This window comes from Bradyrhizobium sp. 61, from assembly GCF_023073075.1.
In the GTDB taxonomy this organism is placed as follows: Bacteria; Pseudomonadota; Alphaproteobacteria; order Rhizobiales; family Xanthobacteraceae; genus Bradyrhizobium; species Bradyrhizobium barranii.
The window spans coordinates 1-24,921 of the sequence record NZ_JADPIU010000119.1; the positions used below are offsets into that span (position 1 = coordinate 1).

Sequence of the window (24,921 nt, forward strand, 5' to 3'; positions counted from 1 at the left end):
CGATCAGCAAGCCGCCTGACCTTCACCCAACGCCATCACATATAGCTCGCCGTGCCCGCGCGCACGCGACAATCAGGCGGCCTTCGTCGTAGGCGTACCATACAATCAAGGCCACAGGAGTTCTTTTGCCATACGCGCCCGCACGTGGTGTCACCGAGGCTGCGTTGAAGCGCACCGAAAGTTTGCTGAGGCTGCTGCTGGCTGAGGGACCGCAGTAGAACCGAGGCCGCCCGCTCGTCCTACCGCGTAGGGAACGTCAGGACGTTAGGTTCGTATTCGGTCACCCCATCCGGTGCCACGCCGAGACCCTTCTGGGCGACCACGACGACGCCACGTAACAAAACCTTGCGCTGAGTGTCGTCCTTCAATTTAGCTGACGCTTCCACGAGCGTGACGATGTGCTGCAGTGCTTCGCTAGGTGTCATCGTCGCGACCTCCTATTGATTGCCCACACAAACGATACGCCAGTGCAAGCCGATGCGCGAGTTCGCTTTAGGGCGCTCAGGTTGATTCGGCAGTCGCCAGCAAATGGTCGGTATGGTCCCCAAACCAAACCTGAGGCGGACGTGCCTGAGGCCACGCGAATGACCTAAAGCGGCCATTTCAACCTGTTCGGTGCTGGCGTATCGTGTTTTGATGGCACAAATCTAAAACGGGGGGACGGAATATGCTCACGTTGTATTTTTCTCCGGGCGCTTGCTCGATGGCTCCGCACATCGTGCTGCAGGAAAGCGGCGAGGAGTTTCAGTCGCAGCGGGTCAACTTCGCTAATGCAGATCAACGCTCTGAGACCTACTTGAAGATCAATCCGCAGGGCCGCGTGCCTGTGTTGATCCTTGATGACGGTGAGCCTCTGACGGAAAACACTGCGATACTTCCGTATCTGGGGAAGCGATTTGGACTTTGGCCGACCGATCCAATTGCAGAGGCGAGAGTGCTGTCACTCATCGGGTTCTTGGCGGCGAGTGTTCATCCTTCTGTCGCGCACATGTGGAGGCCAGACCGTTACGCCGCCGACCCTGCCGTGCATCCCCAGATACAAGAAAGGGGTCGAGAGACATTCGACGGATATCTCAAGCAGATCGACAGCAAACTGGCTGGGCGCGATTGGTTCTTGGACCAATACTCGGTAGCCGACCCCTACTTGCTCGTCTTTTACCCTTGGGGATTGCGCAGAGGCTACCCAATGCAAGAGCTAAAGAACTTCACAGCCTTCAAGGATCGAATGTTGGAGCGACCAGCCGTAGAACACATCCTGGCGAAAGAGAAAATCAACCTTTAAGCGGCCCCGTCAACTTTCGCTCTTGGCGCATTTGATCGCGGGGGATGTGTTTCATGTATCGCGACATACGGCAGTGGCGTGAAATCCGACGGCGCATTTTAGAGAAAGGGGCTCCGAAAAAACGGGTGTCCGCCGAAACCGGTATTAGCCGACAAACGATCAACAAGATGCTCGCACATGAGCAACCTCCGGGCTACCGCCGCAGGCGAAGTAGATACCCAAAATTGGCCCCATATATTCCAACGATTGATCGACTGCTGCGCGACAGCGAGTCGTTTCCATTTGGCGTCAGGCTGACGATCCGAGATATCGTCCATCATTTAAGCCGTGAGGAGGGTTTTGATGGAAGTTACGATTCCGTACGAAATTACATCCATCGCCGGGCACATGATGAAGAGAGCCCGTGGACACATGCGTATGACTTGATGGTTTGTCTTCCAAGACCTCTTGCGCTTGACTTCATCAAGTGCTTGGCGCGAGGTCATCCACCACCATTTGCGTCTGCACAGCTTCGACCATTCATACGCGAGGCTGCATGTCCTCAAATGCTATCGGCGCGGTCTAGCCGTGAGAGTCACCGTCTGTTGCACATCGAATGGATGCGGCGGCTGCTTCAGAACGAGCTAAATGAGGGCGACCTCAACTGCGGTTTGAGCGATACTCCGGGCTTTTCAGCGCTGCTTCTGCAACTCCACAACGGCCGACTCGTGGATCGCAACCGCGCCATGGTAGCCTTGGCAAGCCGAAGAAATATTCCGAACCGGACAATTTCTGAATTTCTGGGCGTCGGAAAAGCCTTCGTTCGCAAATATAGAAAAATGTTTGAAAGCGAGGGCGTCCCTCGATTGTTTGCCCCCCAAATCAAGTCGAACCGCAAAATCGACAACGAGGATTTGCGAAAAGCGATTTTCAGCCTTCTTCACGAACCGCCCACAAATCACGGCATCAACCGAACATCTTGGACAATGGAACTCCTGCGCCGAGTGTTGAATAAGAACGGCATAGAAATTGGCACCGTGCTCATTGCTAGAATAATTAAAGCGGCAGGCTACAAGTGGCGAAAAGCGAAAATCGTCCTGACTTCGACCGACCCAGCCTACAAGGAGAAGCTCGCTCACATTCGGCATATCCTATCAAATCTGCAGCCCGACGAAGCCTTCTTTTCGATTGATGAATACGGCCCATTCGCAATCAAAGCCAAGCCCGGACGCACACTGTCTCCGGCCGGTGTTCAACCGACTGTCCCTCAGTGGCAAAAATCTCGTGGATGCCTGATTATGACGGCGGCGCTCGAACTATCTGGCAATCAGGTCACACATTTCTACAGCGCAAAGAAAAACACCACCGAGATGATCCGTATGATGGAGGTCTTGATCAAGAGATACGGTGACCGCCGAAAGCTCTACTTATCGTGGGACGCTGCGTCTTGGCACATTTCAAAACAACTTTTCGCCCGTATCAATGCTCACAACACGGCGTCCTCCAACGAGGGCGGACCGCTCATCGAAACCGCGCCATTACCGGCAGGCGCTCAATTCTTGAATGTAATCGAGTCGGTCTTCAGTGGCATGGCCCGAGCGATAATTCACAACAGCGATTATAAGTCTACGGATATTGCAAAGGGAGCGATCGATCGATACTTCGAAGATCGGAATGCTCATTTTCGGAAGCATCCAAAGAGAGCCGGGAAAAAAATCTGGGGTAGTGAGCGGGAGCTATCTGCGTTTTCTGACGCGAATAACTGCAAAGATCCGCGCTACAGATGACCGATATAGTTCATCGATAAGGACGTACTTGCGGCAGCGATTTGTTGCGGTGCATGAGTCTCTTGTTGGCACATTTCGGACATGCAGCAATGTCCCAATTAAGTCCGTTGTACGCTGCATAGCAGACAAGATTGGGCTTCCATTTCTCCTTCGGCACCCCACCTAATGCTAATGACAAAATGGCAACCACCGAAGCGGGAACCCGCGAAGACTAAGGACCAGTTGCGCGATATGTTGGCCGAGGCCGTCCGCAATACGCAGGCTGAAAACAATGCCTGCAACGATAAAGAGAACTCGCGGCGAAAGGCCACCTGAAACGCTGAGGACAAGCTGCTTGGCCAATTTCCCGCGCATTGCTGCTGTAACCTCGACGGCAGCGGCGGCTTGAAGCCGAGGAACTTGAAATCAGGCTGCCCACCGGTGAGCCAAGGGGTCTCATAATCGCGTATGGGACCCGTTAGCGTTTGTGCATCTCGGGCCGTCTATGCTGGCGTGGCTCATCATCTAGAGGCAGGAGTACCAGCGTCGCAGAAGTTCACTGCGAGTGCGAAGCATCGCTTGCTTCCTCCGGCCAAATGGAGCCTTGGACTTCATCCTCAAAGAACAATTCACCCATCGGTCCAATTCGCTTCCTTGGATTGCTTTCCATGACCTCAATCATTCGAGCGGCGAGGCGGTGCCCACGTTCCGTCAGAAAAACGTGACGTAACCGTAGGTCACTGAGCTTGTTATCGACGACGGTAAGAAGGTCGAAACCAGGTTTACGTCTTATGACACGCGAAGTTAGTCGGCGCGTGTATTGAGACAGTGAGCGGTTTTATACCGCAGCGGCGCGCCAGCACGGAAACGGAAAGTCCTTCCTCAGCCGAAACGGCCAAGAAGGTGTACGCTTGATCGTACGAGAGGTGATAGTAAAGCTCCCGGAGCACTTGAAGTGCTATGGCGAAACGCAGGACTAGCACTCGCTGCCGAGATGATAGCTCGTGAAATTGGTCTTGAAGTTCATTGGGCATCCGAACCTCCTGTGATGTGGGGTTCGGGAATAAAGCAGATCAGTATTCGCACTAATAGAGCACTCTCTGGCAGCTACTTGCGCCCCTTCGCTGACACATGCAGGAGGTGACCATAAGCTTCCAAAGAGCGTGAGCCGCCGCGATCACGCAGGTTAGACGCACATCTCCCGTGGTCTTTGCACTGCAGCCGAAAGCTCGGCGGCGGCAGCGGCCCTTTAATCTAAGGAACTCGAAACCGCATTGCGACCGATGTCCAAAAGGGTCCCATGGGCCGCGATGGGACCCAAAGGCTTTAGGTTTTGCGCTGATGCCCTTCGCCGATCAAATGTTCTCCTCAGTGCAGCAGTCGCCTCCCCCGAGGCCTCCCACTGCACCGCAGGCCAAATGGCTTCGAACGCCACGAACGCTGTGGCCAAGAGAATCAGAGCTGTCGCGTCTGCTACGTGGTGCATGGTCGTTCCTCTTATTGCGCGTTGAGGCGGCCGAGCAAGCGTGACACCGCAGTCGGATGCCAAACGTCTCCCCGTGGAGCCCTGATGCCCCGTGCGTGAAGCTCTTGGGCAATGCCGCGCACCGTGGTGACGCCAGAGCTGCGAATGTCATCGACTATGCCCCTAAGGTCGGTGGCCCTAAGTGCGGCGGATTGCTTGAGGGCTTGGACGGCCTTCTCGTTGCCAACCTGCTTTCCTCGGAGAGCACGGGCACCATTGGGATTGCCGAGCTTGATGCCACGCGCCTTGGCTGCCGCTAGTGCCGCTTTGGTGCGTTCACCGATGAGCCCGACTTCCAACTCAGCGACGGCGGCCATCTGTGTCAACAAGAAGCGCCCCATTGCTCCAGGTGGCACACTGGGGAGGTCGCAGAACACTAGATCCACGCTGCTGGCCGCTAGTGCCCGGAGAAGATCAACGTCGCGGGTGAGCCGGTCCAGTTTGGCGAAGACCAACTTAGCGCCTGCGACCTTGGCGTGGGCGAGGGCGGCCGTAAGCTTAGGACGGTCGTTTCTTTTCCCGCTCTCCACTTCGACGTACTCAGAGAGCACTTTCCACCGACCACCATTTAGGTAGCTCTCGACGGCTGCACGCTGGGCCTCAAGGCCAAGGCCGCTTTTACCCTGCTTGTCGCGGGACACTCTTAAATAAGAGACGAATTTTCCCTCGGCCATAGCCTAGACCCCGTCAAACACAAATCAATGTAACGAACGTTAGAAGGATTTGTAACAGGGGCTGTCAAAGGCAGTAGGCCCGTTTTGGAATCTCAGCGATTCCGATTTGCCGTGGCTCGTTGGCACGATCATTCCTGCAACTCGCTCTTCGTCTCGGCCCGGCGATTCAGGAAACGGGTGTCAGTCATCAGGTCCGCTTCAGTGCGGAGCGGCTCATGGTGCTGCATAGAGTATTTGAAGTTCCGGTCGAGCGCATAAACTTGGCGCTCGGCATGGGCAATGGTAGCTCCGTTCAATGAGGCGACAGCCACGTCGTTGACATCCTGCTCCCCGTTTTCAATTTCAAATGCACCGATAACAGCGAGGGCGGGAGAGATTGGAAAGACAATTTCCGTGTTCGGTAAAGCAAGGCCGGGGCCGTAGAAACCACCACGCATCTTCGGATCCGACCACATCAAAGTGAATGGGTGATCCGATGTGATGAATCCACCCGAACGGGCCGGTGCACGAAGCAGCCGCCAGCCTCTACGGAAGAGTAACGGCAGAGTGTTCTCAAACACTCGCATCTCGCGCTCAATCTGAGCCTCACGGTTCGCCTCAACGCGGTACTGCTCAGACTTGAAGAATTTTTTCATTTCCTCGTAGCCAACTTCAGGCACGACAGAACCGGCCGCGCGCGCTGACTTCACGTGCCGTTCGTACGACTCTCGCGACGAGAGGATGAGGTCCATCGCAATCTTTGCTGTCTGCTCGAGGGCCGACCGCATCATCTCGCGTAGGCGTGGATTACGGAGCGCTTGCAGCCCGATGAAGTTCAACAGGTAGGCCCGGTCGTCGTCGTTTGAGAGCGAGCGCGCGGAGATGACTCGCCCCAGTGCGCCGTCCAGTTCACCTTCAAACCCGGCCATCGAGTTCTCGAAAGCATCGGGCTGCTGACCTTCGGCCTCAAACCGGTTGAAGTCGCGCTCTGCACCGACGTTGTCGATCCCGGTACGGAATGCGGTCCTGCTGACGCGGTCATACACGTGTATCTGCGGCACCTTTTTGTGCGGTCCGGCAAAGTTCTTCAGGTAGCACTGAGAAACGAAGTGGTGTCGTCGTGCTGTCACCGGGCTATACCTATTTCAGCGGGCCTTGATCGTCAGGTATCGAGGAAGTCCCACTCGTCGCCCAGCACCCAGTTCAGCGCCGATAGCTTCCCGTTCACCATGCCCCAGTCGAACGTATCCCAACCAAGGTTCTTTTTGCCGTACTTACGCTCGATACGTCGAGCTGCTTTCCGTGCGGTTGCGAAGATGGTCTTTTGAGACGCCTTAAGTTTCTCTTCTCCGTGGGCCAGCTTCTCTAGCCAAATCATGTGCCGGTTCCACCAGATCTTTTCCCAGAACTCTTCGCGTGCAGCCAATAGGTCTTTGTCGTTCCGACGCAAGATCATGTGCCACGGTTCGCCGTGCGGGTCTTCGTCGTTGGGCAGCACTTCAACCTTGTCACCGTTCTTCAGGTAGATGATGGGGTGGCCGTTCGGCCCGGTCTCGCCGGGCTTGATAGGATCTGATGTTTGGGCTTTTGAGCGTTTTGGCCCGAGCATCTGCTCGCTGAATTTCGCAAACTCTTCTGGACTGATGTTCTCGTCTTTGTGGAGCTTGAACAACTCCGTCATCCGTCGCTGCTGTTCAAGCCGGTCGCGCTTCGGCTTATCGACCTTGAGCTCACGCACCTGGTCCGTGACGTTTCGGACGAGTAGGTCTTTGAGGGATTGGATGGTGGCAAACTCGCCGACGAGCGCATTGGTCAGCGTTTGCTTTTTGAACGCCTTGAGCTTCGCATGCTGCCTCGCGTCAATCCGGGCGGGGTCAATGGGTCGCCGCGAAAAGTAGAGAAGGGCTGGCTTCGAGACCGCGACGAACTGATCGAACTCCTCGATGGTCCCGGATTCGGCAACGCCAGTGCTGGTGCCTACGCGCGTCCAGAACATCCCGAGCAAGATATCGCACTTGGATACGAGCTGGTCGTTTATGGCCTGTTGGGGTCGGGTTCCGCTTTGCGGCCGGGCATGGGTTTCCCACCGAACCGGCAACAGGACGACGCCTTCTGCAGCGGCGTGCTGGGCGTTCCAGTCATTTATTACCTCGGTCGCGGCGTCGCGTTCCTCGGTCAGGTCGGACGGGGAGGCAATGAATATCCGGAAGACTTGCGCGTTAAAGGTCATGGGATGCCCAAGAATCGGTCAAAACGGTAGTTTACGGCGGCCTGAACTACCTGCAAGTGAGGGGCACCCAGCTCGCGGGTCGGGTAGCTTTGCGGGCGAGGCGTTCGCGGAGGAATGAGCGTCAGGTTATGAGCACCGGCGCGCAGCCTATTGGCGGCGACCTCTGAGCACTGTGTCTCGCCGCGATGCGGTAGCGACTACTTGTTTGGCTGTGAATGCGTCTTTCTGGTTGTACGTCGGGCGTGGACATCTTCACGCAAATCGTGGAAGGGTTTGGCCGCGCATTTCATTCGCTGCGGTCTCAGGGGCATCTATGAGTAGTGATGGAAGTGTTGCCGTCTGGTGCGTCCATCGGGCTCGCCACGGAGAGGCGACCGCCGAGGTCCACTGCAATTATTGGCGCGTGGCCGGGGATGCAGATTTCAAAGGCAAGAACGGCCGGGTTCGCGACTTTTTGGAATTGGGAGTGTGGCTATCCGAGCCAGCCCAGGTAGCGAAGGTAAATATCTTCCTACCGTTCTCGTTGCCCCTGACGGCGATTGAGGATTGCGCGCCGTACTTTGCCCGCGTTGAAATCGCGCAAGGCATCTTCAATGAGCCTCTGACATGCAATTCTAGGAGAGGTCCGCAGTGCGTGGAGTTGATCAAGGAGGGAACTCCTTTTTGTCGCGTCCACATCTTCATGACGAAAAATGGAGCGCTGGATGAGAAACAGCTCGCCGTATCGGAGAATTCAGGTGGCACTTTGCTCACGATCACAAGGCAGGCCATCGATGAGGTCTGTACAAATCTCGCGGCCGGGTCGCCCGTCTATTTTCGACTTCGGATGTATATCGAAAACAAGGAGCCATTTGTCCGCACAATTACTCCGCGTGATCGTCTATTTCAAAGCGGGTTTGATGAGGTGGAGTACGTTGACCTAAGACTCAACGAGGCACGTACATTGCCTAATCGGGTAGAGAACCTCATGCTCGCCGATGCCGCCGATAGGCCGCCGGTGACTCTTACGAGGGTTGCGTTTCTGACGGCTGTTCCTGTGCTTGCAGACGTGACGCTCAGTAGTCGGCTCCTGCATAAAAGTCGCCTATTGGAGCATAATTTCTGGAATGATTATGTTCCAAGTGGAATCCCAGATGGTATGATGGTTTACCACTGGCGAGAGATAGACCCGGCCGGAATCAAAGATTTCTCCGCATTCGTGAAGATGCAGACGCGGCGTACCGGACGCCAGATTTTGAAGAACTACTTGATCATCGCCTTTGCATTTGGCGTCTTGGGTAATCTTACAGCTTCCGCGATTGAGCCTTCCCTGACGAGTGCGCTTTCGTTTCTGGCTTCTTCGTTTGGAAAATGACAATGACTCGAGCAAATGTCCTTCTGAACGGCCGCCAAGTGGCAGCGCCTCTCACCACTCAGGAGAGTGAGGCGCTGGCCTTCCTGATTCCACTTTCCCGCGATTATCCGGGGATTGAGGCTTGGTTTCGGACAAAGGTCGTTCCAGGCCTTCGAAACGAGAGCCGAATACTGCTTCGGGTCGAGAGACACGGACAACTCGTCGGATTAGCCATTGGAAAACGTGAGCCCGGAGAGAACAAGATTTGCACTGTTCGGATTGCGCCCAGCTACTTTGGGCGTGGGATTGGTGTTCGCTTATTTGATGAAGTGCTTCGCTGGCTCAACGACGATAAGCCACATCTGACGGTGAGTGAGAATCGGTTGCCAGCATTCGAACGCATCTTCGATTTCTATGGATTTAACCTGACGTCTGTTCAGCAAGGATTGTACCTGCCGAACACCGCAGAAATTGCATTCAATGAACATGTCGCGGCAGAGCGTCGCTTCGGCCCATTAGCCGATCCGCCTGCGGGATATCATCCGCTGGATGAGCAGTTCTAGATCGCCATCGTGCATCGCTGTTCCGATCTCGAGAGGCAAACCGAGTTCGCTAGCGTAACTTTCGCAGACTCGACGGGCTACGCCTGTTTGAAACTGAAGTTCTTCAGCCGTTCGAGATGGGCGTAAGCGAGCGTCCTTTCTTCGTCTTTCAGCCACCAGTTCGGGCGGAGCTTCGAGAAGCACTAGCCCGTCAGGGCTCATTGCTCGGACTGCATCAATAGGTACCTCAATCAGCTCATAATCATTGTCGATGACGCTATGTGCGTCGATTAATACGTCTGACGTTTCGCGGCCCAACCTAAAATGCTTAAGCGCCTCGCCGAGCAGATTTTGATTCTGCAAAATATTGCCTGCGACGTCCGTTCGCAAAATGGCGCTGTCGATGTTTTTGGCGGCTTGCAATAACGCTCCGGCGCTCGTGTGCAAAACCGATGGATGCCGGGCCACGTAGGACGCGCAAGCGGTCGACTTCCCCACACCGGAGATGCCGAAGACTAGTACAATCCCGATTCTAGATATGGGCGTGTTCAAAGAGGGGTGCTCGTTGATGGCCGACGTACATAAAAGACTGAGGCGGACTGAAATTCTTCATCACCTGGGAGGGGTTGATGTGCTCTGCAAATGGTCTAACAGCACCAATTTTAAGAGCATAGGCCTGCGTTCGCCCGCAGAAGTATCCATCGTAGTATTCCTTTGAGATACCTGAGCCTGAACGAGTTTTGAGCCACAGCTGCTCGGGATGCCCCTCCAAAATCTCCGCGATATCAAATTCTCCTACCAGTCGGCCGACCGGACGGGTGCAGTAAATAAGCACCGTTTTGATGTCCCGTCGTGAGAATATCTTGCGCCTAAATTCAAACGTCTTCGCACCTGATAGGATATTCTCGACGTGAACGGGCTTAATCGATAACAATACGCGCATTTACGTCTCCCATTTCTACAATGTCGCGAAACTGTGTCGACGTAAGTTCTCGAAGATCCCATCTCGGCTGTGCTGTGACATGGGCTTCCTCGATCAATCGGCCACGAGTGATGCGCCGATTGAACGCAACGTTGTATGTCATGCGCGCGACATACAAGCGGGGGCTTTCCACATACTGGTCTCGCAGTTCGTCTTCAGTGAAAACGCTATGCGGGGCCGTGTATTCCAAAAACGCCTCGATGTTCGCGAAGTCTCTCTTACGACGAATTTCTTCTACGATGCAAATGGATGATGCAACGGAACGGTAGAATGCTGGCCCTTGGTGGTCTGTTGTTCGATAGATTACTACCGCGTCTCCCGGGGACATGCGGGTCAACGGTATTTTACCGATGTAGACCTTATGGATCGTGTTGGTGTGCGAGACATCCCGAACAATTTCTCGGGGTTCGTTTTTCAGGATTGAATCAGGCAGTAGCTGCGTGTGGTATTCGGGGTACACCGCAAGTAGCCAAGCCTTCTTTCCAGCAATATGCACGAAAGGGTAGTCACTGATCATGTCGCCCGAAAACTGATCCAAGCGCCTCGCGTAAACCAATTCCTCGCCGCTTTGTGTTGTCTTAGTGCCGACCCTCTGGAACCCGTAACGTTCGAATAGCCGGATTAAGTCTTCGTGCACATCAAAGATGGTCACGTAGATCCCATCCATATTTTCGTCGATGGCTGTATCGAAGATTTTCTTGAGCACGCGCTCGCCCAATTTAGTACCCCGACCCTCTATCTTTAGGGTGCCGACCTTCAGCCATTTGAGATCCGCAAGCGGAGGAGTAACGTCAGAAACAGCGCCTTGTTCGGGCTTCAGGTAAATCATGCCGCTTAGAACGGCAGCGTCGTCCTCGACCACGTACACGTCTGTGTCAGCTTTTCGAGCAAACCAATCCGCAAATTCGACATAGGCGCTCTTGAGGCTGTCAAAGAACGGGTCACTAAGGCGAAGGTCTCGAAATTTCGTTAGTCGAAGCTGCCTACCTGCCACGCTGCCCCCCAGCTGCGAGTTATCACAACTTTTAGACTGATTTGCTGCGGTCACACAACCTTATGTAAGGCGCGAGGGCGGCTTTCGGCACAGAGATCAACACCGGAGCAGGAGGTCCTTCATCGGTCGTTCTTCACCGTTGGCAAAGCTTTAGTGGGACACGTTCTCGGCCTCTTCCAAAAAAGGAACTGTCGAAGGGCCCGCCGGGCAGCACCGAGACTGGCTTGATGGTCGCTGTCGATTGCCTTGATGATGGTAGCACTACGTGGTAGCAAGTGCTCCGCAGCTGAGCTGATTTGTCCCGTCTTTTCAGTGTCTTCGCATGTTGCCCTTCGTCTCCCCTAGGGAGCGCCAAATCCACGATACTCTGCGATCTTGTACGATGCCGCTCCGCTTCTGGAGCGCGACCCCGTGCGTTAATCGATTGATCGCACAAGCCGCTCGGCAGGTTTGCCACTTTGCGCGATGTTGGTTTGCCAATTTGCACAGCAACTGAACGAGTTGCCGTGTCAGTGACAGGTCGATGTTTCGGGAGGGGTGGTCTCGATCGGCAAGCGGCGAATTTTCGCCGGTGAACGGCGACAAACTGGCTGAGTTGAATCAGCCGTATATGAAGCGCTTATTAATCACAACAGCAATCAGTCTCGATTTCATATCGCCCCCGGCACACCTTCTGCGCGTCGGCCGGCTCTCAAGCCGTATGAGCCGCAAAAGTGGAAACCCCATTTCATATCTGGCAGGCCGGACATGTTTGACCACGATTCAATCCCTGCGCGGAAATGGGCGTCAAATTTGCCCGTCCCCCATAGCGTTGGGCATTCTGTCCAGGCAGTTGATAATGAGGCAACTGATGACGTTGCCGATATCTACAACCAGGCTGGTGACGATTATGTCTCTTACGCTGACGGGGATCCCTCGCGGCTCTTTGCCTTTGACGGAATGCACGCGTACGCAGACCGCTGCGTCTGGGCCGTATTGGAGAAGAAACTGACCGACCTACGGGCTTCCGGCGCAAGCTCAGTCAGGTTCCTGGATGCGGGTTGCGGACCCGGTACCTGGCTGCGCCGACTGGTCATCCGCGCGCACGTGCTCGGATTCAGCAGCATTACCGCGCGCGGATTCGACATCGCACAGGCGCAAGTACAGCGGGCACAATGGGCTGCGCGAAATCTCTCCAGCCTTCCAGGCGTAAGTGTCACATTCGACGTCGCCGACCTTGCGGACCGGCTGCCGGAAGCGGATGCCTCGGTTGATCTGACTCTTTGCCTGTACAGCGCGCTGAGCCATCTGCCCGTCGCACGCCTGCCGGAAATCTCGAGAGAGATCGCACGCGTCACATCGGGATATTTCATAACCACGGTACGTCCGATCGGCAGTATGCCAACGGCCTTTGTGGACTCGATCGAGAAAGTCCGCCGATTGAAACAGGATCACGTCAGGGACCGCTGCGAAATCGACCTCAGCGACGGCAGGCAGATTGCATTCAGCTTTCATTTGTTTACCGCGGTTGAATTGCGAAATTATCTCACCGGCTGTTTCGACATCGAGGATGTGCGGGGCCTCGACCTCTTTCACAGTCGATTTATGCCGGATTCGCGGTGGAATCCCCGCGCTCCGACGGGCGAAGGTCAGCTTGCGGATGAACTCGAGCGGCTCGAGAAGGCGTATGCCTCGCGCACGGAGTTCATGGACCGCGCCACCCATCTCCTGCTCGTGGTGCGCAGCCGGCGAGCCGTTGCGCCAACAGCCTGCGTCGCGGTGCCGACCTAAAGCGTTTTCTAGCGAAGTGGACACCGGTTCGCGTCAAGAAAACGCGTCAAAATCAAGAATCCAGAGCCCCGTTCCGATTCCATCGGAACGGAAAGGGCTCTAGCATCGCTGATTCCTGTCTGAATCGTCCTTGTACCCGACGGGTCGGCGGCCGAACTCATGGGACGGCGAGCGTTCTTCGCAGCCGCGTGATCGCGTCGGGCAGGCCGCGTACCCTCATGATCCGGCCAGTGGCATCGTAGTCCTCGGAGAGTACGCACGTATGCTCAAACACGTCGCTGAGCAGCCCCTGCTTCGCGTAGGGCAGTACCAACTGGTCCTCCACCATTGCAGCTTCGAAGAACGCGATGATCGTCTCGCGTAGCGAGGCCACGTCAGCGGGCGACATTGCGGAAAGCAGGATCGCGTCCGGGTGCTTTGCGTGGAGGGCGGCCCGGTCCGCCTCGCTGACGCGATCAATCTTGTTGAAAAGCAGACGCGACGGGACGGCTTCCGCGCCGATCTCGCGCAGCACGCTGCGGCTCACCTCGAGCTGCGATTCGTACGCCGGATCGGACGCATCGACGACGAACAACAGCAGCGACGCTTCGAGCGCTTCGGCGAGCGTGGAACGGAATGGCGCGACGAGATCGTGCGGCAGCTTCTTGATGAACCCGACGGTGTCCGAGACCAGCACGCGCGGGTTCATCTCGGGCTGCAGGGCGCGCACCGTCGTATCGAGCGTCGCGAACAGCTTGTTCGCGACCAGCACCTCGCTGCCCGTGAGCGCCCGCATGAGCGACGACTTCCCCGCGTTGGTGTAGCCGACGAGTGCGACCCGAAGCTGATCGCGGCGCGCGGACCGACGCTGGTCGCCGTCTCGCTGGATATCATCCAGCTGTTCCTTTAGTTCCGCGAGGCGATCGCGGATCTTGCGGCGATCAAGTTCGAGATCGGACTCGCCCGAGCCGGGCCCCTGCTGCCGTCCGCTGCCCGGCGCTTCCCGCAAGCGCGGCGACACGTACTTCAACCGCGCGATCTCGACCTGCACCTTCGCCTCGCGACTGTGGGCGTGACGATGGAAAATCTCGACGATCACGCCGGTCCGATCGAGCACCTGCGCGCCGGTCGCGCGCTCCAGGTTGCGGGCCTGACCTGGGGAGATTTCATGATCGAAGATCACACACTCCGGCTTCGGCTGCACCTCCGAATCAGGCTCCGGCTGCCTGGCGTTCGGCTTCTTGCCGTCGCCGTCCTGAAAGCGTTCGCGGGCCTTCGACTTCCGCGGTACCGCCATCGATCCGACGACGCCCGTGCCGCCGGTCATCGCCGCGAGTTCCTCGAGCCGCCCCTTGCCGAGCACCGTCGCGCCGTCGATCTCGTCGCGCTTCTGCGATATCGTGCCAACGACCTCGTAACCGAGCGTATTCACCAGGCGGCCCAGCTCTTCGATGCTTGCGGCGTGCGCGACGTCATCGACGCCCGGAAGCTGGACGCCGACCAGGATCGCGCGCGGAACGGGCGGTTTGGTTTCCACGGTGCGGCGCTCGCCGGCAGCGTGCCAGGCTTCCGTTTTTGCCATTTGGCATCCTCTTGTACATGGCCGCCGCTGCGGTGGCACCTGGCGGTTTGTGCGAGGCCCATGCTGCGGCGGTCGTCTCTTGCGTCCGGCCTGTGCCGGACAGGTTGCTGCGACGACGCAGGCGGCCGTGGCGCCCGTGTCGCAGCGGTGGGATCAGACAGGTCACGCCGCCTTGCGAACCGGATTCATTGCTCTGCGCCGCGCTGAAACGGCGCAGCCGCATTCATGGACGGTTCCCGCCTCGATGACAAAGCCGCGCCTTTCCAACGACTGGCGAAGGGCCTGGTTGGAGGCGGCCTTCTGCGGATCAACCCAGACGACCAGCACGCTGTTGGGACGCAAGAAGTCCGCCAGCCAATCAAGCGCCGGCTCAAGCGCATTGAACGTGCGCCGCCGCCAATCGACCAACGCTACGTCGTATTGGCCGGCCGGACGGCCGCAGTTTGCCGTAGCGGCTGCGTGAGCGTAGCCGAGGCGTTGCAGCTCGAACATCAGTTCGATGCCCTGGAGCCGGCTACGACGATCCGGTCCTGTTTCGTGCAATGTGCAAGCGCGATCATCGGTTCGATGATTCGATCGCGTGCCGGAGTGGCGAGAGTAAGAGTCATGATGTCACCATCGGGTCTGACGATTGTTTGAAGCTGCCGCAGGACGGGCTGGCTGGCCCTCGACCGGCGTCTCGCTCAGGCGAGGCCTGAACGTTGAACGTGCAGCAGTCGCTGCCGTGAGGCCTGCGCACTCATGTTGATTTCAGGAATGCCGGTGGCCGCGATCACTACCTGGAGTGAAGGTCTCCGGGCGCCGGTCTCGTCTCGATGCGATCGAAGGGCCAGCGCGCCTGGGTTGGAACGACATGACACCATCTCGCTTGAGAAGCAGACGTAAACGACAGCGTCTGCAAGATAGGCAAAACGACATAAAGAAACGAGACGGACGAAACGGCCACGATATAGTAGTCGCGTGTCTTGTTCGAACCAGCCATTTCCATGGTCAGATGATCATCTAGGGTGTGATCTCGTCGGACTTTGTTTGCTGAAGCTTGCTCAAGTTAGCCCATGATGGACTGGAACGACTGAGCGCGCGAAGGTTTGCCAATCGCGAAAATACCCATTGTGTTTCAATGTGCTGTTTGACCGCTGAACAGCTGGCAAGCCCATTGAAATCCAAGGCTTTTCACTCTTCCCTAGGGAGCGCCATTTCTTTTGCGCGAGAGCTCTATCTCCGCTTGCTGTCCGAGAACCTTCCCCGGCTGAACGGCACCGATCCCCATTTGGTGTAGGAAGGCAAATCCATCTCGGAACAAGGCTGCGACCGTGGCCAAGCCCATCGTGGCCGCCGGTATCCTGGATTCCCATCTCACAGACCAGTTGACGCGCCTCATAACAATGACGTCCTGATCGAGACCGCTAACATGGGAATTGCGACTGGGAATCTGTCCGCCTCTGCGATCACTGCGACTGCAATCGCTTCAGGTCGGCAATGGCGGCACGATACTCTCGAAACGAGGTCGGGCATCCGTCTCGCGCGGCTGCAAACTCGTTCCGGGCCGCGACTGTATCTTTGCTCTTGAGCTGAGCGATCCCAGCGTAATAGTGCCCCTCGCAGGTTTGATCTGAATTTCTGGCCGAAGCCAGGGCTGCGGCGGGCGTGATCCGGCCTACAAGCAATTCGCCAACGGTTCTCGGCCAATCCCTGAGCTGGCCCTTGTCGAGTGCAGCGGACAGCGCGATGTCCGCATCGGCAGATCGTCCCTGCATCCGCGCCACCGATCCCCAAATCACGCCGTAGCCATCGGGATCGGAAAACCGCGCCTCCCGGTCGTAGTCCGAAGCGGCATCCCTGAAATCGCCTCTCCGATAGTACGCATCTCCCCGGGCCGCGTAGTAGTCAGTCGCGACGCGATCGGCCTCCGGACGACTCACCTCCTGGTCTTTGGCAAAGGTGGTGTTCTTGTCGGGTCCAAGCCTGATGGCATCGGTGAAATCCCGGATCGCCTCGTCCAGCCTGTCCTCGGACATATAGATCTGCCCGCGAATGAACCGGCTGGCGGCACCTGAGGGATCAAGATTGATGGCCTCGGTGAGAGAAGCGATTGCGCGTGTGGTGTCGCCCTTTTTCGCCAAGGTCAGTCCCAGCTCGTGATGAGCGTAGTTGTTCTTCGGGTTGAGCCTGACCGCCTCGGTGAAGTCGGCTTGAGCCGCCCCCATGTTGCCGAGTGCAAAATTTCCGAAGCCATGCTTGAGCAGCGCCATGGATCTTGCATCGGGAGGCAATCTGGCGTCCTGGGAGAGGCTGCTGCACGCTGCCATCATGCGCGGGACATCGCTGTTGTCCTGACAATCGTTCAGGTCTTGTGGGGTGGCCGCCAACGCGCTTGCCGCCGAGACGACGATGGAGATGATCAAAGCTGCCCTGCAGCCGATGCGCAGGCCCTGATTTGACATTGCGGACATTTCGCCCCCTTGCACGACACACTTGGCCGATGATCCCGACGCAGGCAACGCGACCGGCCGCGACGGCAACCTTATAGCGATCTTTTCCATCGTTCTACCGGAGGCTTGTTGGGCCGTTGCCCGTCGGGCAAGACATGCCGCGAGGTCGCGAGCGCATGCAGCATCGGCATCAGTGGCGGTAGTCGTTCTCCCCAAAATCTGCACTATGCGCTCCGCGCCTCCGGAGCTACTGCCGGGTCTTCGGAGGTTCTGGCAATAGCATGCGGAGTGACGACATGAGCGGCTTGGTGATCTCTGGCGGCCGGGTGGTGGATCCCGCGAGCGGGATGGATGCCATTGGCGATGTGGCGGTGGTGGACGGCAAGATCGCCGCGGTCGGCACGGGCCTCGGCGGCGCCGAGCGGGTGATCGACGCGACAGGGCTCGTGGTCGCACCGGGCTTCATCGATCTGCACGCGCATGGCCAGTCGATCCCGGCCGACCGCATGCAGGCGTTCGACGGCGTGACGACGACGCTCGATCTCGAGGCCGGCGTGCTGCCGGTCGCCTCCTGGTATGAGCGCCAGGCGCGGAAGGGGCGCGTGCTGAACTACGGCGCCGCCACCAACTGGGCGTTTGCGCGCATCGGCGCGATGACCGGCTCGAATGCGGAGAGCTCGCTGGAGGCGTTCGGCAACGCCATGCGCGATCGCCGCTGGATGGACAACGTGGCGAGCGATGCGGAGGTCGCCGGCATCCTCGAGCGTCTTTCGCGCGGCCTGAACGAGGGCGGCATCGGCATCGGCATCCTGAACGCCTATGCGCCGGGCGCCGGCGTGCAGGAGCTGACCGCGGTCTGCCAGCTCGCGGCGAGGCAGGACGTGCCGACCTTCACCCACGTCGCCTACATGTCGCGCGTCGACCCCGAAAGTGCGGCGGAAGCCTATATCCGTCTGATCGGCTATGCCGGCGCCACCGGCGCGCACATGCATATCTGCCATTTCAACTCGTCGAGCAAGACCGACATCGAGCGCTGCCGTGTGCTGGTCGAAAAGGCGCAGGCGCAGGGCCTCCCGATCACGGTCGAGGCCTATCCCTACGGCACCGGCTCGACCGTGCTGGCCGCGGCCTTCTTCAGTGATCCCCAGTTCGTCGAGCGCAACGGCACCGGTTACGATTCAGTGCAGCGCGTGACCGACGGTCACCGCTTCCGCGATCGCGAGGAGCTGCTGAAGGCGCAGGCCGAAGAGCCGTCCTCGCTGGTGCTCTGGCACATCCTCGATACCGACAACAATGCGCATCATCGCGATCTGCTCGATATGTCGGTGCTGTATCCCGGCGGCGCGATCGCGTCCGATGCGATGCCGTGGACGACGTCGGACGGCAAGACCTACACCGGCGATGCCTGGCCGCTGCCGGATGACGCCACCTCGCATCCGCGCTCGGCTGGCTGCTTCACAAAGTTCATCCGCGAATGGGTGCGCGAGCGCAAGGCCGTGTCGCTGCTGGAAGGCGTGCGCAAATGCGCGCTGATCCCCGCAGGGATCCTGTCGCAGAGCACGCCGGCGATGCGCGCCAAGGGCCGGCTCGCAAAGGACGCCGATGCCGACATCGTCGTGTTCGACTACGAGAAGCTCTCGGACCGCGCGACCTTCACGGCGATGAACCGTCCGTCGGAAGGCGTGCGGCATCTCGTGGTCAGCGGCCAGCCGCTGATCAGCGATGGCGTGCTGGATGTGACCGCGCGGCCCGGAAAGCCCGTTCGCCGTCCCGTCGTCGAGAGCTGATCCATGCCGGTCCCCATTCTCCTGGTGACGGGCTTTCTGGGGGCGGGCAAGACCACGGTCGTCAACCATCTGCTGGCGAATGCGGAGGGGCGGCGGATCGCCGCAATCGTCAACGATTTCGGCGCGATCAACATCGATGCGGAGCTGATCGCGGGTGCGAGCGACGGCGTGGTCAGCCTCGCCAATGGCTGCATCTGCTGCTCGCTCGAAGGCGATCTCCTGCGCACGCTCTCGACGCTGTTTCGGCGCGATCCGAAGCCCGAATACATCGTCATCGAGACCAGCGGCGTCGCCGATCCCGCCGACATCGTCCGCAACCTGATGGACCCCGTGATCCTGCGCGAGGCGCCGCTGGAAACCGTGCTCTGCGTGATGGATGCGGCGACGCTACCGGCGGCCCTGGATGATGCGCTGATGCGGTCGCAGCTGCGCGTCGCCGATATCGTGGCGCTGAGCAAGCTCGATCTGGCGGACGAGAGCGCAGGCGCCCGCATGCGCGAAGCCATCCGCGCGCAGCGCGTCCCCGCCGTGGTGGTCGATGCCAGGCACGGCGAGATTCCGACCGCGCTACTGTTTCCCGCGGCTGTTGATCGTGCGCCCGCGCCGCGCGAGCCGGGGCCGAAGCGCCCGGCAGAAGAGCGCTTCGAGACGCTGAGCTGGACCTCGGACCAGCCGCTGTCGCTGCCGCGCATGCAGCAGGCGATCGGCCGCCTGGCGCCAAAGCTTGCGCGCGCAAAAGGCCTGTTCGAGACCGTCGAGCAACCCGGGCGCCAGATGGTGCTTCAGTTCGCCGCCGGCCGCGCGACGCTCGCGCCGGGCGATGCACCGGCGGAAGGCGTGCCGCGATCGCGGATCGTCTTCATCGCCGAGCTCGGCGTGCTCTCGAAGGCCGAGCTCGACGGGATCATGGCGGCGTGCATTGCCGATGGGTAGCGTGCTTTGCAGCGCGCATAGGCGCGCCCGATCAAATCGGGCGGCGCTTCAATCCTCCACCTGCAGCCCGTCCCCGTGCACATACCACTCCGCGCGCGACGTCCAATGCGCATGCCGGTCCGGTGTCATCCCCAGGGGCTCGTCGAATGCGCCGGCATGGATGATCGCCTCGCGCCCGCTGCGTGTGAGGTGTGGCATCGGGCTGCCGCAAATCTTGCAGAACGCGGTCGCAAAGCTTCGCGCGTTGGGCAGGTCGAAGCGCACGACGGATGCTTCACCGCGCAACCATCGCAGCGCTCCTGCCTTCACGATCACCTCGCAGGCATGCGCGGTCCCGGTCGCCTTGCGGCAGCGCGAGCAATGGCAGTTGAGGAAGCGATCGAACGGACCCTCGACCTCGAACGCGACCTCGCCGCACAGGCAGCTTCCCCGGAATGCGGCCATCTCACTCTCCATCCGGCTCGGCCGGCTTCGCGATCGCTTCCTTCAGCGGAGGTTTGCTCCGGACTTCATCAGACCCTCCGGGCCGGGAATTCTCAAGAGGATATCTGCAGGTCTGGCAGGGTCAGGCAAATTGCGCGATGCCGTTTCCGACGGACCAGTTCTCCGCGGGGGCGTCGAGCACGTTGACGAACACGTCCTCGGAGCGGATGCCCGGGTTTTCGCCGAGAAGCTCCGCGATCCGCCGGTACAGCGCCTTCTTCTGCTCCGGAGTGCGCGAAGCGAATACGGTGATCTGGATCAGCACGGCGTCGTCGCTGCGTTTGACGCCATAGGCGTTGCCGCAGCGGAAGTTCGAGGCGTCATGCTCGCTGATGGTCATGAACTCGTCGCCCTCGGGCACGTTCAGCGCCTCGCGCATAGCGCGGTACAAACCATCGAGGATCGCCTGCCGATAGGCTTCCGGTTTGCCGACGCGCATCGAGATGTGAAGGAGAGGCATGAGCTGGTCCCTTTTGGCAAGCGGGCCCGATCGGCCAGGGCGCACGCAAGCACCGGCCGTTGGGCCCATTGACGGAACGGGCTATCAATCCCAATTAGTTTTTGACGTGGTGTCGAGAAATCACGTTCTTGACATCGTGTCAAATATTTTTGCCATGCGGAGGAGCAGGATTTGAGGCCGCGCGAATTCGACCACGACGACGTCCTGCGCATCGCGTTCGACCAGTTCTGGCGCAAGGGCGTGCGCGGCACGTCGCTGTCGGACATCGCGCGCGATGCCGGTGTTCAGCGCGGCAGCCTCTACAATGCCTTTGGCAGCAAGGAGGCGCTGTTCCTCCAGGCCTATGAGCGTTATGCGGGCGATTATCTCCTCGCCCTGCAAAAGGCGCTCGGCGCGGGCTCATTGCGAAAGCGCCTCACCACGTTCTTCGACCTGACCATCTCCAACTTCCGCTCCGGCTCGCCGCCGCGCGGATGTCCGACCACGCGCGGATTGATGGAGCTCGGCGCGGCCGAAGGCGAGGGCCTGGATGAAGACGCGCGTCAGGCCTTTGCGGGCCTCATCTCGCGCATCACTATGCTGGTTCAAGAGGCGCTGGCGGCAGGCGCAGAGCGCGGCGAGTTCAATGGCAATCCTGCGGCCGCAGCGCTGCACATCATCACGGTGACGCGCGGCCTTGGCGTGCTCGAACGTGCCTTCGGCGACGAGCCGCAGCTGCGCAAGATCGCGGCTCACACCATCGATCTCGTGCTCGGCAAGAAGGGCGGTTAGGTCAGGCCGCAAAACGACGACCCCAGCGGTGGTGATCCCTGGGGCCGTCTGGAGGTTTTATGGAGGGCATCGAGCACTGCGTCTCCATGGCGATGTTGATAGCGCAAGGTCGCTTGAGATGCGACTAGAACCCATCAAAGCGTCAGCATAAGGCAAGCGCGTTGACGGCCCGCATTGTCGCGATCTCGTTCTCGTTCCCGACGAACTGGCAAACGATGGATTCGAGTTCGCCCGGCTGGTTGCGGCGCGCCACCGCCAGCAGTCGCATCAATTCCGCCTCGTCCTTCGACAGGCGCCGGCATGAGGGCGGCATGAAGCACAGTTCGCACGGCCGGCCGCTGCGCAGGATCCTGACGAGCGCAGCAGCGCGCGCCACCAGCAGCGGACTGTCGGCGATGCCCGGCGCCTCGTCGGCGAAGCGATAGGCCGCTTCCCAGCAATCGGAGGCGCCGGTCGCATAGGCCGCTCCGATGAATCGGAACAGCGACAGCGCAACGCGGGAAAATTCATCGTAGCTCTCGACGCAGGGACGCGCCGCAAGCGCGGCCTGGAGCGGACAGAGCCGCGGCTGGCCGGCTTTCTCGACTGGCGCAGAACCGCACGTATCGTGGAGCATGAACGATCCCGTCAGTGCAGCGTGGGACTTCCGACCAGCCAGCTCTTCATTGCCATCGTCCGGTCATGGTCGAAAGACTGAACGTGCCGGTCGGGCAGGATCAGGCCAGCCATGCGGAAGATCGTTGCAAGCCCCCGCACGGGCGCGAGAGCCCAATCGGCACCGACCGGCGGCAGCCAGCTCTCGAACTGCTCGCGCGCGACGTCGATGCGCTCCTGCTGTGCCGCGGCGATCGCCCGCAGGATTCCCTGCTCGCTGTCCGACATCTTCGGACAGGTCGGGCAATGAACTTCGATGGCCGTATGCGCCGTGCACGCGAAGATCTCGATGATGGATTCCAGCGACGGCACGGCGTCGCCGACGCGAAAGTGGTCGTACACTTGCTGGATATCGGCCGCGGTCGGAACGGCGCTTCCGCTGCGTGCCTTGGCCCGAAATCCCCAGATGAAGAGCCGCTCCGCTGCGCACAGCGCGGGAAGGTCGAGGGACTTGCCATATGTCGATTGATGCATTGAGCCTCTGGCCTTCTGTGCAGCTCACGCCACAGCTTGCGCTGATGATCTGCGCCGATCGTTCCGCCAGAGCCGACCGCAAGTCAACGCTCGGAGCGCCGATATCGAGGTCTTCTAGATCTAAAGAGCCGGGATCCCGGATGCAGCCAAACCTCGCCAGCCTGCAAAGCCGCACGCGGCGCGCCGGCGGCCACCGACGCAATTTTGCGGGGATTTGGGGAACCCGAATGCTTAAAGCTTCGCTAAGGGGTGCGGGATAAACTGGCATATCAGCCCTTCCAATTCTTGCGAGCTCCGATGTTTTTCTCCCGCATCAGTTTCAAGCTGGTCCTGATTGTCGGCATCAGCCTCCTCGGCATGATCGCTCTGGCGCCGATCGCGCTCTCGACCCTGCGCGCGCAGATGATTGCCGACCGCCAGGCCAAGACGCAGCACATGGTCGATGTCGGCTACGGCATCCTGGCGCACTATCAGAAGCTCGAGAGCGAGGGGAAGCTGCCGCGCGAGCAGGCGCAGGCCGCCGCGATCGCAACGATCAAGAGCCTGCGTTACGACAAGGTCGAGTATTTCTGGATCAACGACATGGCGCCCAAGATGGTCATGCACCCGATCAAGCCCGAGCTCGACGGCAAGGATCTCTCCGGCATGAAGGACCCTGCCGGCAATGCGCTGTTCGTGGGCTTCGTTGACGTCGTCAACAAGCAGGGCGCGGGCTTCTACAGCTATCTCTGGCCGAAGCCGGGCTTCGAGCAGCCGGTCGGAAAAATCTCCTATGTGAAGGGCTTTGCGCCCTGGGGATGGATCATCGGTACCGGCATTTATCTCGACGACGTCGATGCCGTTTTTCGCCAGAATGCGACGACATTCGCCTACATTTGTCTGGCCGTCCTGGTCCTGGTGCTGGCCTGCTCCTTCGTGATCGGCCGCAGCGTGACCCGGCCGCTCGCGAACATCACCGCGCTGACCGAGCGCCTCGCCGCCGGCGACAGCGCGTTCGAGGTGCCCTACACCGGCCGCAGCGACGAGGTCGGCGGGCTCGCCAAGGCGCTTGCCGTGTTCAAGGACAATGCGTCGGCGGTGAGCCGCATGCATGCCGAGCAGCAGGAGACCAAGCAGAGGGCCGACGACGAGAAACGCAAGACGATGGCCGATCTCGCCGGCAAGTTCGAGGCGAGCGTTCAGGCCGTCGTCCGCGACGTCTTCACCGAGGCGCGCGCGATGCAGCAGGCCGCGCAAGGCATGTCGGAGACCGCGAACAAGGCGACCGACCGCGCAAGCTTCGTCGCGACCGCCTGCCAGCAGGCGTCGAGCAATGTGCAGACGGTGGCGTCCGCCGCCGGCCAGCTGTCGTCCTCGATCACCGAGATCAGCCAGCGCGTCGCGCAGGCTGCAAACGTGGCCGACAAAGCGGCCGCGGACGGTCAGCGCACCAACGACACCGTGCAGGGGCTGGCCGCCGCCGCGCACAAGATCGGCGAGGTCATCGACCTCATCAACCAGATCGCCTCGCAGACCAACCTGCTCGCGCTCAACGCCACCATCGAGGCGGCGCGCGCCGGTGAGGCCGGCAGGGGATTTGCCGTGGTCGCGAGCGAGGTGAAATCGCTGGCGAGCCAGACCGCGAAGGCGACCGACGAGATCGGCGCGCAGATCACCGCGATCCAGGCCGAGACCAATCAGGTCGTCGGCAACATCGAGAGCATCCGCAAGACCATCATGGAGGTCAACGAGATTTCCTCGTCGATTGCAGCCGCGGTCGAGGAGCAGGGCGCCGCGACGCAGGCGATCGCCCACAGCGTGCAGGAGGCGGCGTCCGGCACCGACCAGGTCTCGCAGAACATCTCCGGTGTCACCGACGCCACGGCGGAAACGGGCCAGGCCGCGGGCCTCGTGCTGCAATCGAGCGGCCGGCTGTCGCAGAAGCTGCAATCGCTGGAGAACGAGGTCAGCACCTTCGTTGCGGGCGTGCGGGCCGCCTAGTATAGCCGGAGGATGGGCCAAAATTCCCGTCGGCGCGCGCGCATCCTCCTGATCAATCCGAACAGTTCCGGGGCGACCACCGCAATGATGGTGGCCATTGCGAAGTCTGTCGCCGCCGACGGCTTCGACATCGTCGGCCGTCATCATCGGCGGCGGGCCTAAGGGCGAGGCCGCGCGCGAGTTTCAATCGATGTTCACGGTGCCGGTCATCGCACCGATCCCGTTTGCCGTGGCGCGGATTATGCGCCTCGTCGCGGCGCGCGCTGGCAACTGATATTCCGGCCTGCGGGACCGGCTATTGCGACAGGCTTTCTCGCTCTTGACGAGCGC

24 protein-coding genes are annotated in these 24,921 nt (G+C 59.7%); 10 read left to right on the plus strand and 14 right to left on the minus strand.

Annotation, left to right across the window (positions count from 1 at the left end):
* Positions 1-239 precede the first annotated feature (239 nt).
* Positions 240-425: a hypothetical protein gene (locus IVB46_RS43805; RefSeq protein WP_247346103.1), complete on the minus strand. Its 186-nt coding sequence runs from the start codon at positions 423-425 to the stop codon at positions 240-242.
* A gap of 242 nt (positions 426-667) precedes the next feature.
* Here IVB46_RS43805 and IVB46_RS43810 point away from each other — a divergent pair, with 242 nt between their 5' ends.
* Positions 668-1,282: a glutathione S-transferase N-terminal domain-containing protein gene (locus IVB46_RS43810; protein ID WP_247346105.1), complete on the plus strand. Its 615-nt coding sequence runs from the start codon at positions 668-670 to the stop codon at positions 1,280-1,282.
* 53 nt (positions 1,283-1,335) lie between these two features.
* Positions 1,336-3,048 (plus strand): IS630 family transposase, encoded by a 1,713-nt coding sequence (locus tag IVB46_RS43815; protein ID WP_247346108.1) that lies wholly within the window; start codon positions 1,336-1,338, stop codon positions 3,046-3,048.
* 1,476 nt (positions 3,049-4,524) lie between these two features.
* On the opposite strand, the gene IVB46_RS43820 is transcribed toward IVB46_RS43815, so the two are convergent.
* The 3 genes from IVB46_RS43820 to IVB46_RS43830 form a co-directional block, all read right to left on the minus strand.
* The gene (locus IVB46_RS43820) at positions 4,525-5,226 is read right to left on the minus strand and encodes a recombinase family protein (RefSeq protein WP_247346111.1); all 702 of its coding nucleotides are present in this window, start codon (positions 5,224-5,226) and stop codon (positions 4,525-4,527) included.
* Between the two features lie 128 nt (positions 5,227-5,354).
* Entirely contained in the window at positions 5,355-6,335 is a 981-nt protein-coding gene (locus tag IVB46_RS43825) for a DUF4238 domain-containing protein (protein ID WP_247346114.1), read from the minus strand.
* A gap of 32 nt (positions 6,336-6,367) precedes the next feature.
* The gene (locus tag IVB46_RS43830) at positions 6,368-7,435 is read right to left on the minus strand and encodes a DUF4062 domain-containing protein (RefSeq protein WP_247346117.1); all 1,068 of its coding nucleotides are present in this window, start codon (positions 7,433-7,435) and stop codon (positions 6,368-6,370) included.
* Between the two features lie 313 nt (positions 7,436-7,748).
* Here IVB46_RS43830 and IVB46_RS43835 point away from each other — a divergent pair, with 313 nt between their 5' ends.
* Complete coding sequence (locus tag IVB46_RS43835; RefSeq protein WP_247346120.1) at positions 7,749-8,789, plus strand: hypothetical protein; 1,041 nt, start codon at positions 7,749-7,751, stop codon at positions 8,787-8,789.
* A gap of 2 nt (positions 8,790-8,791) precedes the next feature.
* Positions 8,792-9,331 (plus strand): GNAT family N-acetyltransferase, encoded by a 540-nt coding sequence (locus IVB46_RS43840; protein WP_247346123.1) that lies wholly within the window; start codon positions 8,792-8,794, stop codon positions 9,329-9,331.
* On the opposite strand, the gene IVB46_RS43845 is transcribed toward IVB46_RS43840, so the two are convergent.
* From IVB46_RS43845 to IVB46_RS43855, 3 genes are read right to left on the minus strand one after another with little or no spacing between them, the layout of a single operon-like run.
* On the minus strand, positions 9,284-9,862 hold the full coding sequence (locus IVB46_RS43845; protein ID WP_249807814.1) for an ATP-binding protein: 579 nt from the start codon (positions 9,860-9,862) through the stop codon (positions 9,284-9,286). The two genes, IVB46_RS43840 and IVB46_RS43845, sit on opposite strands and share 48 nt — an antisense overlap.
* On the minus strand, positions 9,843-10,253 hold the full coding sequence (locus IVB46_RS43850) for a hypothetical protein (RefSeq protein ID WP_247346134.1): 411 nt from the start codon (positions 10,251-10,253) through the stop codon (positions 9,843-9,845). Before IVB46_RS43850 ends, IVB46_RS43845 begins: the two co-directional genes overlap by 20 nt.
* The gene (locus tag IVB46_RS43855) at positions 10,231-11,340 is read right to left on the minus strand and encodes a GNAT family N-acetyltransferase (RefSeq protein ID WP_247346139.1); all 1,110 of its coding nucleotides are present in this window, start codon (positions 11,338-11,340) and stop codon (positions 10,231-10,233) included. The genes IVB46_RS43850 and IVB46_RS43855 overlap by 23 nt, the downstream gene beginning before the upstream one ends.
* Positions 11,341-12,033: 693 nt before the next feature.
* Between IVB46_RS43855 and IVB46_RS43860 the strand changes: the two genes are divergently transcribed.
* On the plus strand, positions 12,034-13,056 hold the full coding sequence (locus IVB46_RS43860) for a class I SAM-dependent methyltransferase (RefSeq protein ID WP_247315306.1): 1,023 nt from the start codon (positions 12,034-12,036) through the stop codon (positions 13,054-13,056).
* 157 nt (positions 13,057-13,213) lie between these two features.
* Here the strand turns inward: IVB46_RS43860 and hflX are convergent, their stop codons facing one another.
* From hflX to IVB46_RS43875, 3 genes are all read right to left on the minus strand, one after another.
* Entirely contained in the window at positions 13,214-14,617 is a 1,404-nt protein-coding gene (hflX, locus tag IVB46_RS43865) for a GTPase HflX (protein ID WP_247315303.1), read from the minus strand.
* Positions 14,618-14,779: 162 nt separating this feature from the next.
* Positions 14,780-15,109 carry a hypothetical protein gene (locus IVB46_RS43870; RefSeq protein WP_247315302.1) on the minus strand — a complete coding sequence of 110 codons (330 nt, stop codon included), beginning with the start codon at positions 15,107-15,109 and terminating at the stop codon, positions 14,780-14,782.
* Between the two features lie 956 nt (positions 15,110-16,065).
* Positions 16,066-17,160 (minus strand): tetratricopeptide repeat protein, encoded by a 1,095-nt coding sequence (locus IVB46_RS43875; RefSeq protein ID WP_247315298.1) that lies wholly within the window; start codon positions 17,158-17,160, stop codon positions 16,066-16,068.
* A 185-nt stretch (positions 17,161-17,345) separates the two neighbouring features.
* Between IVB46_RS43875 and IVB46_RS43880 the strand changes: the two genes are divergently transcribed.
* Positions 17,346-18,836: an amidohydrolase family protein gene (locus IVB46_RS43880; protein ID WP_247315296.1), complete on the plus strand. Its 1,491-nt coding sequence runs from the start codon at positions 17,346-17,348 to the stop codon at positions 18,834-18,836.
* A gap of 3 nt (positions 18,837-18,839) precedes the next feature.
* Entirely contained in the window at positions 18,840-19,769 is a 930-nt protein-coding gene (locus IVB46_RS43885) for a GTP-binding protein (protein WP_247315292.1), read from the plus strand.
* Positions 19,770-19,817: 48 nt separating this feature from the next.
* On the opposite strand, the gene IVB46_RS43890 is transcribed toward IVB46_RS43885, so the two are convergent.
* Together IVB46_RS43890 and IVB46_RS43895 are read right to left on the minus strand one after the other, a co-directional pair.
* Positions 19,818-20,213, minus strand: coding sequence for a GFA family protein (locus IVB46_RS43890; RefSeq protein ID WP_071917132.1), 396 nt, complete (start codon positions 20,211-20,213; stop codon positions 19,818-19,820).
* Between the two features lie 121 nt (positions 20,214-20,334).
* Positions 20,335-20,712, minus strand: a complete 378-nt coding sequence (locus IVB46_RS43895; protein ID WP_247315289.1) for a tautomerase family protein — start codon at positions 20,710-20,712, stop codon at positions 20,335-20,337.
* A gap of 171 nt (positions 20,713-20,883) precedes the next feature.
* On the opposite strand from IVB46_RS43895, the gene IVB46_RS43900 reads away from it, so the two are divergent.
* On the plus strand, positions 20,884-21,483 hold the full coding sequence (locus IVB46_RS43900; protein WP_247315286.1) for a TetR/AcrR family transcriptional regulator: 600 nt from the start codon (positions 20,884-20,886) through the stop codon (positions 21,481-21,483).
* A gap of 142 nt (positions 21,484-21,625) precedes the next feature.
* Here IVB46_RS43900 and IVB46_RS43905 read toward each other — a convergent pair whose 3' ends face one another.
* Together IVB46_RS43905 and IVB46_RS43910 are read right to left on the minus strand one after the other, a co-directional pair.
* Positions 21,626-22,099 (minus strand): hypothetical protein, encoded by a 474-nt coding sequence (locus tag IVB46_RS43905; protein WP_247315282.1) that lies wholly within the window; start codon positions 22,097-22,099, stop codon positions 21,626-21,628.
* Positions 22,100-22,110: 11 nt separating this feature from the next.
* Entirely contained in the window at positions 22,111-22,611 is a 501-nt protein-coding gene (locus tag IVB46_RS43910; RefSeq protein WP_247315278.1) for a hypothetical protein, read from the minus strand.
* A gap of 297 nt (positions 22,612-22,908) precedes the next feature.
* Between IVB46_RS43910 and IVB46_RS43915 the strand changes: the two genes are divergently transcribed.
* Positions 22,909-24,591 (plus strand): cache domain-containing protein, encoded by a 1,683-nt coding sequence (locus tag IVB46_RS43915; protein ID WP_247346142.1) that lies wholly within the window; start codon positions 22,909-22,911, stop codon positions 24,589-24,591.
* 97 nt (positions 24,592-24,688) lie between these two features.
* Positions 24,689-24,865, plus strand: a complete 177-nt coding sequence (locus IVB46_RS43920; protein WP_346016167.1) for a hypothetical protein — start codon at positions 24,689-24,691, stop codon at positions 24,863-24,865.
* Positions 24,866-24,921 lie beyond the last annotated feature (56 nt).

What these genes read in the sequence shown, in the direction of transcription:
- IVB46_RS43910 (WP_247315278.1), bottom strand. Translation starts at nt 22,611, where the DNA reads ATGCATCAATCGACATATGGCAAGTCCCTCGACCTTCCCGCGCTGTGC.
- IVB46_RS43895 (WP_247315289.1), bottom strand. Translation starts at nt 20,712, where the DNA reads ATGCCTCTCCTTCACATCTCGATGCGCGTCGGCAAACCGGAAGCCTAT.
- IVB46_RS43835 (WP_247346120.1), top strand. Translation starts at nt 7,749, where the DNA reads ATGAGTAGTGATGGAAGTGTTGCCGTCTGGTGCGTCCATCGGGCTCGC.
- IVB46_RS43880 (WP_247315296.1), top strand. Translation starts at nt 17,346, where the DNA reads ATGAGCGGCTTGGTGATCTCTGGCGGCCGGGTGGTGGATCCCGCGAGC.
- IVB46_RS43885 (WP_247315292.1), top strand. Translation starts at nt 18,840, where the DNA reads ATGCCGGTCCCCATTCTCCTGGTGACGGGCTTTCTGGGGGCGGGCAAG.
- IVB46_RS43810 (WP_247346105.1), top strand. Translation starts at nt 668, where the DNA reads ATGCTCACGTTGTATTTTTCTCCGGGCGCTTGCTCGATGGCTCCGCAC.
- IVB46_RS43915 (WP_247346142.1), top strand. Translation starts at nt 22,909, where the DNA reads ATGTTTTTCTCCCGCATCAGTTTCAAGCTGGTCCTGATTGTCGGCATC.
- IVB46_RS43815 (WP_247346108.1), top strand. Translation starts at nt 1,336, where the DNA reads ATGTATCGCGACATACGGCAGTGGCGTGAAATCCGACGGCGCATTTTA.
- IVB46_RS43805 (WP_247346103.1), bottom strand. Translation starts at nt 425, where the DNA reads ATGACACCTAGCGAAGCACTGCAGCACATCGTCACGCTCGTGGAAGCG.
- IVB46_RS43860 (WP_247315306.1), top strand. Translation starts at nt 12,034, where the DNA reads ATGTTTGACCACGATTCAATCCCTGCGCGGAAATGGGCGTCAAATTTG.
- IVB46_RS43905 (WP_247315282.1), bottom strand. Translation starts at nt 22,099, where the DNA reads ATGCTCCACGATACGTGCGGTTCTGCGCCAGTCGAGAAAGCCGGCCAG.
- IVB46_RS43850 (WP_247346134.1), bottom strand. Translation starts at nt 10,253, where the DNA reads ATGCGCGTATTGTTATCGATTAAGCCCGTTCACGTCGAGAATATCCTA.
- IVB46_RS43875 (WP_247315298.1), bottom strand. Translation starts at nt 17,160, where the DNA reads ATGGAAAAGATCGCTATAAGGTTGCCGTCGCGGCCGGTCGCGTTGCCT.
- hflX (WP_247315303.1), bottom strand. Translation starts at nt 14,617, where the DNA reads ATGGCAAAAACGGAAGCCTGGCACGCTGCCGGCGAGCGCCGCACCGTG.
- IVB46_RS43820 (WP_247346111.1), bottom strand. Translation starts at nt 5,226, where the DNA reads ATGGCCGAGGGAAAATTCGTCTCTTATTTAAGAGTGTCCCGCGACAAG.
- IVB46_RS43890 (WP_071917132.1), bottom strand. Translation starts at nt 20,213, where the DNA reads ATGGCCGCATTCCGGGGAAGCTGCCTGTGCGGCGAGGTCGCGTTCGAG.
- IVB46_RS43830 (WP_247346117.1), bottom strand. Translation starts at nt 7,435, where the DNA reads ATGACCTTTAACGCGCAAGTCTTCCGGATATTCATTGCCTCCCCGTCC.
- IVB46_RS43840 (WP_247346123.1), top strand. Translation starts at nt 8,792, where the DNA reads ATGACTCGAGCAAATGTCCTTCTGAACGGCCGCCAAGTGGCAGCGCCT.
- IVB46_RS43870 (WP_247315302.1), bottom strand. Translation starts at nt 15,109, where the DNA reads ATGTTCGAGCTGCAACGCCTCGGCTACGCTCACGCAGCCGCTACGGCA.